This window comes from Paenibacillus sp. FSL R10-2782 (assembly GCF_038592985.1).
GTDB classification, from domain to species: Bacteria; Bacillota; Bacilli; order Paenibacillales; family Paenibacillaceae; genus Paenibacillus; species Paenibacillus terrae_C.
In genome coordinates, this window is the sequence record NZ_CP151951.1 from 1,698,486 (window position 1) to 1,710,720 (window position 12,235).

Below are 12,235 nucleotides of genomic sequence, written 5' to 3' on the forward strand. Positions count from 1 at the left end.
TTATGTCTATTCGTTGGCGACTGACAGCTTGGTATTCCAGCATCTTGGCTATAGTACTTGTTATGTTTGGACTGGCTATTTACGGACTGGTATATTATTACACATATAATGAAGTGAAAAGTCAGCTTATGAACCAGACGCCACGTATTAACAAGCAGTTACTGCTTACCGTCAAAGGAGGACTGTTTGAGGTCCCCAATCTGGATTTGGGCTTGGTGCAGGGTCGTGGAATTGATGAATCACAGCTATATGTACAAATTTATAATTATACATCCGGCGTCACCAAGACGACGCAAAATATGAAAAATCTCGATATTACCTTTCCGGTTCCATCCACAGCGGCTGGAGCGGTTCAAAATGAGGGAATTCGACGTGTAAGTGTGGATGGGGATTCTTTTATGATTTATCAGCAACCGATCAAATCCGAGGAACTGGGATTAGTGGTTGGACTGTTACAGGTGGGGCAATTTACAGGCTCTCAGGATCGGCTTATGAACAGGCTGCAAAGTGTGCTTGTATACGGTTCGTTATTTGCTTTACTCGCCGCTGCGACCTCAGGCCTCTTTTTAGCCCGCAAGTCCATGAAGCCGCTGGTCAAGGTGATCGAAGGGGCTAATCAGATTCAGTCCAGTAATGATTTGAGTGTCCGCATTGAGTATGATGGACCGCCAGATGAAATTGGGCAACTAATCGCGACGGTTAACAAGATGCTGGGGCGTACGGAGGTTTTTTATAAGGAGTTGGAGGATGCTTATGGAGCCCAGCGCCGTTTTGTAGCCGATGCTTCCCATGAACTGCGTACGCCGCTTACGACAATTCGAGGCAACGTTGATTTTTTGCTCAAAATGTGGACTACCGAGCCGGGAGACCGTCCCAATATGGATGAAGCGATGATTCGTGAACTCTCCATGGAGGCCCTGAGTGATATGGCGGATGAAGGAAAACGGATGAGCCGTCTGGTTGGCGATATGCTATCGCTCGCCCGAGCAGATACAGGGAAAACATTCGAGAAGGCCCCGGTGGCGCTGGAGCCACTCGTAAGTGAGGTTGCCCGGCGTGCTCAATTTTTGGAGCGGACGTCCGAATGGAATGTAGGTGACTTTTCGATACTGAATGGCATTTATATGGATGGCAGCAAGGATTATCTGCAGCAAATGCTGTTTATTTTCATAGATAATGCGTTCAAATACACACCTGAAGGTACGGTCCGATTTGATGCTATCGTTTATCAGGGACAGGTAGGTCTGCGGATTAGTGATACAGGCATCGGGATGGACAAGAGTGAGGTTCCCTTTATTTTTGACCGCTTTTATCGGGCGGATGAGTCGCGCGGGGTGACGGAGGGAATTGGATTGGGTTTGTCCATTGCCAAGTGGATTATAGATGAACATCATGGATCCGTGGAAGTGGTTACACGCCAAGGGGAAGGGACGACATTTATCATCTGGCTTCCGGTCAGCTTTTCCGCGCCTTTGGAATAGGCTATAATAGGAAGGCAACTACATCATAGAATTGGCCGGTAAAGGCTTGGATGCCACAGCTACTCAGTTTTTGGAGCTGTATACTGTGTCGAAGAAAGCGGGTGCTATTTTTGGAAGTGCTCAGAATTTCGCCCCGGGGTTACTGCTACGGCGTAGTCGATGCCATGGTATTGGCTCGTCAGGCGGCCAGAAACTTGGATTTACCTCGGCCTATTTATATACTAGGCATGATTGTGCATAACAGTCATGTCACAAATTCCTTCGAGGATGAGGGAATTATTACACTCGACGGCCCTAACCGTATGGAGATTTTAAGCCAGGTGGAGAGTGGTACCGTTATTTTCACCGCTCATGGTGTATCCCCTGAGGTTCGCAAGCTGGCTCGCGATAAGGGGCTGACTACCGTTGATGCAACTTGCCCGGACGTGACGAAGACTCATGATCTGATTCGGGAGAAGTCTGCCGAAGGCTATCAAATTATTTATATCGGCAAAAAGAATCATCCCGAGCCGGAGGGGGCCATCGGCATTGCTCCCGACCATGTTCATCTGATTGAGAAGGAAGAGGAGATCGATGGCCTCATGTTGTCTGCGGACAAAATTCTAATCACGAATCAGACGACCATGAGTCAGTGGGACATCAAGCACATTATGAAAAAGCTGCTGGATAAGTTCCCAGGTGCCGAGATACACAATGAAATCTGTCTGGCCACTCAAGTGCGTCAGGAAGCGGTAGCGGAGCAGGCCGGACAGGCGGATCTGGTGATTGTCGTTGGTGATCCGCGCAGTAACAATTCAAACCGATTGGCTCAGGTGTCTGAGGAAATTGCGGGTACAACAGCTTACCGTATTTCGGATGTAACAGAGCTGAAGCGGGATTGGCTGGAGGGCGTTCACAAGGTAGCAGTCACTTCTGGAGCTTCTACGCCTACGTTGATTACGAAAGAGGTTATTTTGTACCTGGAACAATATGATCCGGCTAACCCGGATACATGGGAGATTCAGCGGACGATTGATATGAAGAAGCTGCTGCCCCCTGTGCGTGAAAAGTCAAAAACGACTAAATAATTTGTAACAGATCATGGCTGCTATTCGGGAAAGGGATCCCGGATGGCAGCTTTTTTGAATTGGACGGAAGCCTACCCGGACCAAATCGGCATCACGAGGATCGAAATTGCAGGCTAATATTCAGGCTAATTAAGTCTTGACGAGTACAGGCAAAACAGGTATATTTACTTTAACGAATAAAAGCTTAAAAGCGAACAAGCGTTTAAGTGTCATAATGTATGTAAGTGATTCATAAAATATGTTTTATGAGAGAGGAAGAAAAATATGATCGTTATCGCTGGTGTCCAAACACCTGAAGAACATATCCAGGCCATAGTTGCAGTTATTGAAAAAGAAGGTTTGCAGGCTCACGTTTCCCATGGATCGGATCGTACGATTATCGGGCTGATCGGCAGTGTAGAGCCTAAGCTGGCTGAACACCTGCGCCAAATGAAGGGCGTAGAGAATGTAGTAAAAATATCGAAGTCCTACAAATTGGCGAGCCGTGATTTTCATCCCGAAAATACCGTCATCTCTATCAAAGGTGTGAATATCGGCGGAGGCGAGCTTGTGATTATGGGTGGACCATGCGCCGTTGAGTCTGCTGCGCAGATTGACGAAATTGCTGCATTGGTTAAAGCTGCGGGTGCACAGGTTCTCCGTGGAGGCGCTTTTAAGCCGCGTACGGGTCCCTACAGCTTCCAAGGAACAGGTGTAGAAGGTTTGATCATGATGGCCGAGGCGGGCAAGAAGCATGACCTGCTGACCATCACAGAGGTTATGACACCCGAATACGTGGATATCTGTGCGGAGTATGCGGATATTTTGCAAGTAGGTACACGTAACATGCAAAACTTTGATCTGTTGCGCAAGCTGGGATCCTGTGGCAAACCAGTGCTGCTCAAACGTGGTTTCAGTTCAACTTACGATGAGTTCCTGAATGCTGCCGAGTATATTTTGGCGGGCGGTAATCCGAATGTTATGCTGTGTGAGCGCGGAATCCGAACATTTGAAACCTACACGAGAAATACGCTGGACCTGTCAGCTATTCCTGTTCTGCAACAACTGAGCCATTTGCCGGTTATTTCCGACCCGAGCCATGGCACAGGGCGTCGTGAGCTGGTTGTTCCTATGACGAAGGCTTCGGTGGCTGCCGGAGCAGACGGATTGATTATTGAAATGCACACAGACCCCGACAATTCGATGACGGGTGATGGTGTACAATCCCTGTTCCCGGATCAATTTTCAGATTTGCTGAAAGATTTGGAATTGCTGGCCCCAGCTGTAGGAAAAACATTCCATACCCCCAGTACCATTTCTTAAAACCAATACTTAACATTAATGCATAAAAGTTGTGCCGCAACGCAGTCAATTGATTAAAATCGCCCCAAAAAGCCCGATGTTTCGGGCTTTTTGTGCTATTCAAATGTTATCAAGAGCGTAAGCATATCTAACATTAGTTTAAAAAATACCTTACATAGCTATTGACCCGTGTCATGTTTGAGATTTATAATGACGACAGAAAAAAACATTCGATCATGAACATTTCAGGGTTGTATAAGACTTAATGTTCGGAAAATTGGGAGGAAGAAGACATGTCCGTTGAAAATGTATTAAAAACAATTCAGGAAAATAATATTGAGTGGGTAGATTTTCGCTTTGTAGATTTGTCCGGCCGTGCTCACCATATTTCGTTGCCAGCTTCCGAAGTAGATGAGGAAACATTTGTTAACGGTGTTGCTTTCGACGGTTCTTCCATTCCTGGCTATCGTGGCATCGAGGAATCCGACATGGTTATGCTGCCCGATGCGGAAGCGGTTTTTATCGACCCTTTCACTCAGCATCCTACACTGAATATTCTGTGTGACATTGCTACGCCAGACGGCGAAAAATACGACCGCGATCCTCGTGGCATTGCAAGAAAAGCAGAAGAATTCCTGAAAACTGCTGGTGTAGGTACGAAAGTTAACTTTGCACCTGAATCCGAATTTTTCATTTTTGACGAAGTGCGCTACGGAAGCAGTATGAACAGCTCCTCCTTCTTCGTAGATTCCGAAGAAGCAGCTTGGAACACGAATCGCAAGGAAGAGGGCGGCAATCTGGGCTTTAAAGTGGGAGTGAAGGGCGGATATGTGCCTGTAGCGCCAGTAGACACCCAGCAAGACATCCGTAGTGAAATGTGCCGTTTGCTTGAAGAAGCAGGTCTGAGAATTGAGCGCCATCACCATGAGGTTGCTACGGCAGGCCAGGCGGAAATTAACTTCCGTTTTGATACACTCAAGAAAACAGCTGATAATCTGCTTGTTTATAAATACATTGTACACAACACAGCTCGTCAATACGGTAAAGTGGCAACATTTATGCCGAAACCACTCTTTGGAGATAACGGAAGCGGTATGCACGTTCACCAATCCATTTTCGATGGAGACACTCCTTTGTTCTACGAAAAAGGTGCTTACGCTAACTTGAGCGAACTGGCCCTTCATTACATTGGCGGTATCCTGTACCATGCACCAGCGCTGATCGCTTTGACGAACCCAAGTACGAACTCGTTCAAGCGTCTCGTTCCAGGCTATGAAGCTCCAGTTAACCTGGTATTCTCCAAAGGTAACCGTTCCGCAGCTGTCCGTATTCCAGTAGCGGCTGTTACGCCTAAAGGCTGTCGGATCGAGTTCCGTACACCGGACTCCACAGCTAACCCTTACCTCGCCTTCTCCGCAATGCTGATGGCGGGTCTGGATGGCATCAAGCGCAAACTGAACCCGATCGAATTGGGATATGGTCCACTTGATACAAACATCTATGAGCTGTCCGATGCTGAAATAGGTAAAATCCGCAGTGTTCCTGCTTCGCTGGATGAGGCTCTGGACGCTCTGGAAGCCGACTACGAGTTCTTGACAGAAGGCGACGTATTTACGAAGGACTTTATTGATAACTATGTGGAGCTCAAACGTTCTGAAGCTAAATCGGTTAACATCCGTGTTCATCCGCACGAATACAGCCTGTATTTCGACTGCTAATAGCAGTTAATAAATGAGCAGCGCTAATCAAACAATTAGCATAGTTGCCTTGAATGACAACATGAGCTACAAAACAAGCAGCATAGCTGCCTTGAACATTAACCATTAGCCTCTGGTAATGGTTAATGTTCAAGATAGGTCTCCGGTCTTAAAGCCGGGGACCTTTTAACATTAAATTAAATACCACAAAGTTAAGATGTTAAATATACTTACATTCACATCTTTGTCACATCATAAATGAAATCGAAAACATTTTTTAACAAGTCTTGAACGCTCTTATGAATACTGCTATCATAGCGATAATATCCACACCAGAGTAGAGAAGGGATGGGAATTTGTTGAGTAAGAGAGCCTATAATTTTAATGCAGGACCAGCGGCATTGCCGCTCAAAGTGCTGGAACGTGTACAAGCTGAGTTCGTAGATTTTCAGGGAACAGGTATGTCCATTATGGAAATGTCTCACCGTGGAGCTGTGTATGAATCTGTTCATAATGAAGCGCAGGAACGTCTGTTATCTCTGCTAGGCAATCCAGAAGGCTACAAGGTGTTATTTCTTCAAGGTGGCGCTAGTACGCAATTTGCTATGCTGCCCTTAAATTTCTTGGGTGAAGGACAGACAGGAAGCTATATCATGACAGGTAGCTGGTCGGACAAGGCTTATAAAGAAGCCAAGCTTGTGGGCAAGGCTCATATTGCTGCGTCTTCCGCTGATGAGAAGTATATGCGTCTTCCGAATGTGGATTCTTTGGACTTGCCTGACAATACTGCTTATGTGCATATTACGTCCAACGAGACGATTGAAGGTACACAGTTCAAGCAATTCCCGGATACCGGTTCTGTGCCGTTGATTGTGGATATGTCCAGTGATATTTTTTGCAAGCCGTTTGATGCTACTCAATTCGGACTGATCTATGCTGGAGCACAAAAAAATCTGGGACCTTCCGGCGTAACGGTCGTGATCGCCCGTGAAGAACTGTTAACATCTTCACCGGACAACGTTCCTACGATGCTGCGTTATAGCACTTATGAGAAAAATAACTCTCTCTACAACACACCTCCATCCTTTGCTATATACATGGTGAATGAGGTACTGAAATGGATCCAGGAAGAAGGTGGCCTGGAAGGCATTGAACGCGTCAACCAGCAGAAAGCTGCTTTGCTCTACGACCGTATTGACAGCAGTGAAGGCTTCTACCGTGGTTGTGTGGACGTCGCTGACCGTTCCATTATGAATGTGACCTTCCGTCTCGCAAATGAGGACTTGGAAAAGCAATTTATTAAGGAATCCGAGCAGGCTGGTTTCGTCGGTCTGAAGGGACATCGCAGTGTAGGAGGGCTTCGCGCTTCGATCTACAATGCTGTTCCGCTGGAGAACTGTCAAGCGTTGGCCGAGTTTATGGATAGCTTTAAGCAGCGTCATAGCTGATTGTAACGGACATATATTTCGATACACGAATGTTGGAAATCGAAATGACCAAAGTAAAGCCTTCCCTGAATGTGTATAGGGGAAGGCTTTTAGTGGTGTAGAGCGATTATTTTTTGGTTGATGTTCAAATCTCACCGATTTTGTTAAAATAATAGAATGAATCCATTTCATAAATGATTAAGCCAACGAAATGTATACTACATATAGACTAACTAAACCATTTTGATCTATATGCACTCTTTATTAAAGCTACTGAGGGTATTATGAAATTGATTCGAATGTGTACATTTTTTTAGTTCAAAAAATGAAGGGAACGAAACATGATGCCATTACATATTGTGCTTGTTGAGCCGGAGATCCCGGCTAACACAGGGAATATTGCTAGAACGTGTGCTGCTACCGGAACACATCTGCATTTGGTGAAGCCGCTGGGCTTTCGTACCGACGATGCTACGTTAAAACGTGCTGGACTTGATTACTGGTATGCGGTCCACATTGAATACCATGAATCTTTTAATGAGGTGCAGGAGAAGTATCAAAAAGGCCGCTTTTTTTATGCCACGACGAAGGCAAATCAGCATTATAGTGATATTGCATTTCAGGATGGAGACTTTCTGGTATTTGGCAAAGAAACGAAGGGACTGCCTCCCGAGCTTCTGGCTGCCAACCCGGATACATGCATCAAGATGCCTATGTCAGATAAAGTAAGATCGCTAAATTTGTCGAATTCCGCTGCAATTATCGTATATGAAGCGTTGCGGCAAATGGATTTTCCAGGTTTATCGTGAATTTATCAAGTGAGTGAGTATAAGTGCGAATAAAGAACCAGGACCTTAGTTGCTAATCAAGCCTCGCGTATCTGTTGTTCAGACAAACCCGTTGTAGGGCTTGAAAATAAGGTTATATTCAGTAATTTGTAAAATCCACAGATAAAGCTAATGATAATGGACATTCCGGTCGATAAAAATATTATAGACATTCTGTACCATACTTTGATATGGTTCAAGATTTTATGAAAAAATGTAATAAAATTTCCTGTGGTCAGCAGGATTCGACAAAAAGACAGCGAATACTACATAAAGAATAGTGTCTTTGTACCTAGTTTTTCGCAGGGAAGAAAAATGCAAGTCATAATGAATAAGAGAGGTGTACGATCACGATGAAACCTGCCGGTGTGGTGCGTAAAGTTGATCAGCTGGGGAGAATAGTCTTGCCCAAATCACTGCGCAAAAGATATCAAATGAATGAGGGAGATCCTGTCGAAATTTTGGTACAGGGTGACCATATTATTTTGGAGCGTTATCGTCCGAAATGTGTATTTTGCGGATCAGTTGAGCAAGTGAACAATTTTAAAGACCGTTATATTTGTGCTCAATGCTTGACTGAAATGACACAGTACTCCTAAAATGGGGCAAAAGCATCACGACATTCGTTCGTGATGCTTTTTTTTCATATAGAGTATAAGTGAGCAAGCGTAGTTTGCATGCTTATAAACGATAAGCTCCTATTTATAGAACAAAAAATGAGTAGGGACTGGACGCAGGTTGCCATCCGACGGCTTGTTCACGACCCGACCGTTCAGGATGAGTGAGGAGGAGCCGCCCCCGTCCAGATTATAAGCATTCTGAACGCCGAGATTGTACATTTTTCCTTGTAGTTCTTCCAGTGTTGCACCTGAACCTCCACTTTCATTGTAGCCATCTACGACAATAATGAGCAGTTGATCATCTTTATAGTTGCCGATGGCTGTGCGTGGCGCTCGTTTGGGCGATGCCTTCCATTTATCCGGAATAGGCATCTTTTGGCCGCTTTGCAGCAGTACGGGAACGAAGGTAGCTCCAAAGGCAGGCTTTAGGCTGTCCAGAGCGCTTTGACTGTAAAACTTGCCGCCGATGAGCTTGCCGGTGTTGCTCAATCCGACGAAGGACAAATCCTTAAAGCTGGACTGAAAGCCAGTCAGGTAATGACCGTTCATGACAGTAGTGCTTAATGGATAGCGTTTGCCGTCTCCATCCGCAAAGCCGCCTGCATTAATGCCAGCGACGGCTCCATGTCTCAAGACAGCACGCATGGTCGTTTCGGAGCCGCCCAGTTTGTCGCTCCCCAGAGACATTTTCATAGCGGTAGGAGCCTTAAGTTTGACCTTCATGGCATAGCCATGATAAACCCCCGGGTTCACCTTAAATAATTCAATAGTAATCCGGTTGCTGTCTACCCGCTCATAGGGAACCCCGAGCTTAGCGGTGATGCGTCGATCATAGATTTTTTCGGGACGTTTGGATTGGGTGGAGGATGTTTGGACAAGCTGGTTCATCGTTTGGGTCGTTTGCTTGTACAGTTCTGATGTCCGGCGAATAGTAGACAAGGTGTACGTTGCCGTTTGTTTGGCTTCATCGAGCTGCTTGCCTACTGATTGCGTTTGTAGAACGACCTTCGCTTTTTGTAGACTCGGGACAGTAGGATCCGAAAAACTAAATGTGGGATGAATTAACAAAACGCACCCCAACAAACCGATAAAAGGAGCAAGGGCCAACATGAAGAAACGATTTACCTGTTTTGTATCCATATTCATTTCAGCAGGTCCATTTTTTTCTGAAGTGTATTGAGCTGCTGCTTAACTTCGTTCAGTTGGGTGTAGAGCTTATTGCTGTTGTCGGTTTTATTGTTTGCATTATCCTTGGTAAAGGTCAGCAGTTCATTGAAGGACTGCACTTTGCCCTCTAATCCGTTAACTTCCTTGGTAAGCGCAGTCAACTGTTTTTCATAGTCGGTTTTAAGCGCTTGAATCTGCTGGTTCGTATGGGTTTGCATTTCGTTCAGCATTTCCTGCTTCAAATGATTGCTGTACAGATAGGTTGCGAGAGCACCTAGTATAATAAGCAGGAACCAAAATAGAAGAAAAGCCTTAACGGGCATCCCCTTTCTTGAAGTGCCCCTCCGGGATTCGGTAGGAGGGTGTTCGGGTGAAGCTTGCATGCGATTTTCAACTCCTATGTAAAATCAAATTTCCAGTCTTTATTTTGCAATTCCAATTCTATCATGGGCCTATTTATTTCGCAAAAGCGAAATAGATGCATAAAATTATTTGGAAAAAGAGATTGCATCGTAAGGAAGTCCTAGGATACAATTTCCTTAAACGATTTTCGCTTCTTATACGTTCATATTTGCGCAATTTCTACATATGCAACCCCAAATTATAGATTCAACTTCGTTAACTATGTATTTTAAGTATTTTTTTGTGAAATCAGGAGGTTTAGACATGAGAAAAGTATGGCAGGTGGTCATCATAGACATCCATCCTACAAGTATGCTTGGAACAAAGCTTATTTTGGAAGACCAGCAGGATTTGCTTGTCAGAGGGATGTCCTCCTCCGGGACGGAAGGTCTGGAATTGGCTTGCTCCATTCGGCCGGAAATCATTTTAATGGATTACAGGTTGCCTGAGGGAACGGCGGAACCGTTCCTAACACAAATACGGGCCTTGTCTCCAGACAGCCATATTGTTATTATGACGGATGAGGATAATATTACGCTGTTCCAACAGCTGATTTCGCTGGGAGCGAATGGAATGCTATCCAAACAGGCGTCACCAAGCCAGTTGATCCATCTGATCAACGGTTTGCGCGAAGGATTTGCTTCGTTACCGATGGATTGGATTCGTTGTGGAAATTGGCCTTTTATGCCCCTCATGGCTTCTGAGCCTTTTGACCAATTGACACAGACTGAAGTTTTTATTATGGAACGTATTGTGCAAGGAATTACATATGACAAAATTGCTATCGAGATCGAAGTCAGTCGGCGCTCCATTGATAATTATTTACGTAAAATTTATGCGAAATTGGGCGTGTCCAGCCGGGCGCAGGCGATTGAACGTTATGCCTTGTACGCGCGTCAAGCGAAGCAACTGTATGCCTGACGCGCAACCCGGAGGTCGTGAGCCAATTTTTCAGGAGAAGGAGGATGTTCATGCAATATTCCTTTGCTTCACGAACTGCTGCAATGTTGGCTTCTCCAGTGCGTCATATCCGGGAAAATGCGAGAAGACACTCCTTTATATCTTTGGCTGAAGAATTGCCTGCACAAGAGCTGTTTCCGGTGAAGCTGCTGGAAGAAGCGGCTCATGATGTATTTGGTTCTGGCCCTGACGCCCTCCAGTATGGTGAACCGGAGGGCTATTTTCCTTTGCGGGCGTGGCTTGCAGGAGAGTGGGAACAGCGCAAAGGAGTTAGAGTGCCACCAGGTCAAATTCTCCTGACAACAGGTAGTCAGCAGGCCATTGACCTGATTGTAAGGCTGATGGTGGATGAACGCGACCCAGTGTTAGTCGAAAATCCGACGTCGCCCGGGTGTCTGCAAGTGCTCTCAATGCAAGGAGCGCAGATCGTTCCCGTTGAATCTGATGGAGAAGGTGTGCGTCTGGATCAGCTTGAAGGCTTAATCATTCGCCATCATCCCAAGCTTTTTTTTGCCACACCCACGTTTACGAACCCGACCGGTTCCTTATGGAGCGCGGCAAGACGTCAGGAAATTTTGGAGCTGTGCAGGCGCCATCAGGTGCTGATCGTGGAGGACGACTCTTACGGGGAGCTACATTTTAAACAAAAAAATGAATCCGGCGACAAGAGCCCGCATGGGCAAAGCCGGAAATTTGCAGAAGCCTATCCTTCGCTATTCGCGCTGGATCATGCGGGACAGGGAGGTCAGGTGCTATATATCGGTTCATTCAACAAAACGGTTGCGCCCGCATTGAGAACTGGATGGGCGGCAGGCCCCGCCCCGTTGATCGAAGGTATGTACGCTTTGAAGCAGTTGGCCGATATGCAGTCCAGTACGATGAACCAGCGGCTCCTGTTCCAGTTGCTGACCAGCTCGCGTTTTCAATGGCACGAGCATTTAGCCATGCTGAACAAAGAGTACTCGACACGTCTGCAATTAATTCTGGAGCTGCTCAAGCGTCCATTTTGGAGAGATGTGATGTACCATATTCCGTCTGGCGGCATGTATGTGTGGGTTCGGTTGCCCGATGGGCTGGATAGCGCATTGCTGCTAAAGGCGGCCTTACCCAAGGGTGTAGCCTTTATGCCGGGAGAGTTATGTGCGGTTGGCAGCGAAGGCGCGTCCCATATCCGCCTGAACTTCAGCCATCCGGGCCGCGAGCAGTTACTTATGGGCATGAATTTGATCGGTGAGACGATCAGTGAATTTACTGCACGAAGCTAGCTGGGGCCGAATGATCTGCTTGCTGTAGTCGGGCTTCCGGC

The 12,235-nt window shown here is 46.1% G+C and carries 11 protein-coding genes; 9 read left to right on the top strand and 2 right to left on the bottom strand.

Going from position 1 to position 12,235, the window contains the following annotated elements; genetic code table 11:
* Window positions 1-2 precede the first annotated feature (2 nt).
* The 7 genes from NST83_RS07885 (at window position 3) to NST83_RS07915 (ending at window position 8,379) form a co-directional block, all read left to right on the top strand.
* Complete coding sequence (locus tag NST83_RS07885; RefSeq protein WP_342417220.1) at window positions 3-1,481, top strand: HAMP domain-containing sensor histidine kinase; 1,479 nt, start codon at window positions 3-5, stop codon at window positions 1,479-1,481.
* 110 nt (window positions 1,482-1,591) lie between these two features.
* Window positions 1,592-2,548, top strand: a complete 957-nt coding sequence (locus NST83_RS07890) for a 4-hydroxy-3-methylbut-2-enyl diphosphate reductase (protein ID WP_137062220.1) — start codon at window positions 1,592-1,594, stop codon at window positions 2,546-2,548.
* A 264-nt stretch (window positions 2,549-2,812) separates the two neighbouring features.
* Window positions 2,813-3,850, top strand: a complete 1,038-nt coding sequence (gene aroF / locus NST83_RS07895) for a 3-deoxy-7-phosphoheptulonate synthase (protein WP_137062221.1) — start codon at window positions 2,813-2,815, stop codon at window positions 3,848-3,850.
* Window positions 3,851-4,122: 272 nt separating this feature from the next.
* Complete coding sequence (gene glnA, locus NST83_RS07900) at window positions 4,123-5,547, top strand: type I glutamate--ammonia ligase (protein ID WP_044647439.1); 1,425 nt, start codon at window positions 4,123-4,125, stop codon at window positions 5,545-5,547.
* A 335-nt stretch (window positions 5,548-5,882) separates the two neighbouring features.
* Window positions 5,883-6,974 (top strand): 3-phosphoserine/phosphohydroxythreonine transaminase, encoded by a 1,092-nt coding sequence (gene serC, locus NST83_RS07905; RefSeq protein ID WP_342417221.1) that lies wholly within the window; start codon window positions 5,883-5,885, stop codon window positions 6,972-6,974.
* Window positions 6,975-7,297: 323 nt separating this feature from the next.
* On the top strand, window positions 7,298-7,762 hold the full coding sequence (gene trmL, locus NST83_RS07910) for a tRNA (uridine(34)/cytosine(34)/5-carboxymethylaminomethyluridine(34)-2'-O)-methyltransferase TrmL (protein ID WP_137062285.1): 465 nt from the start codon (window positions 7,298-7,300) through the stop codon (window positions 7,760-7,762).
* A gap of 371 nt (window positions 7,763-8,133) precedes the next feature.
* Window positions 8,134-8,379: an AbrB/MazE/SpoVT family DNA-binding domain-containing protein gene (locus NST83_RS07915; protein ID WP_014280616.1), complete on the top strand. Its 246-nt coding sequence runs from the start codon at window positions 8,134-8,136 to the stop codon at window positions 8,377-8,379.
* Window positions 8,380-8,478: 99 nt separating this feature from the next.
* Here the strand turns inward: NST83_RS07915 and NST83_RS07920 are convergent, their stop codons facing one another.
* Window positions 8,479-9,546: a phosphodiester glycosidase family protein gene (locus NST83_RS07920; RefSeq protein ID WP_342417222.1), complete on the bottom strand. Its 1,068-nt coding sequence runs from the start codon at window positions 9,544-9,546 to the stop codon at window positions 8,479-8,481.
* Window positions 9,543-9,950 (bottom strand): hypothetical protein, encoded by a 408-nt coding sequence (locus NST83_RS07925; protein WP_342417223.1) that lies wholly within the window; start codon window positions 9,948-9,950, stop codon window positions 9,543-9,545. The genes NST83_RS07920 and NST83_RS07925 overlap by 4 nt, the downstream gene beginning before the upstream one ends.
* A 283-nt stretch (window positions 9,951-10,233) precedes the next feature.
* On the opposite strand from NST83_RS07925, the gene NST83_RS07930 reads away from it, so the two are divergent.
* Together NST83_RS07930 and NST83_RS07935 are read left to right on the top strand one after the other, a co-directional pair.
* A complete protein-coding gene (locus tag NST83_RS07930) occupies window positions 10,234-10,890 on the top strand; it encodes a response regulator transcription factor (RefSeq protein ID WP_137062225.1) in 657 nt (218 codons plus the stop codon).
* Window positions 10,891-10,940: 50 nt separating this feature from the next.
* Window positions 10,941-12,194, top strand: coding sequence for a PLP-dependent aminotransferase family protein (locus tag NST83_RS07935; protein ID WP_342417224.1), 1,254 nt, complete (start codon window positions 10,941-10,943; stop codon window positions 12,192-12,194).
* Window positions 12,195-12,235 lie beyond the last annotated feature (41 nt).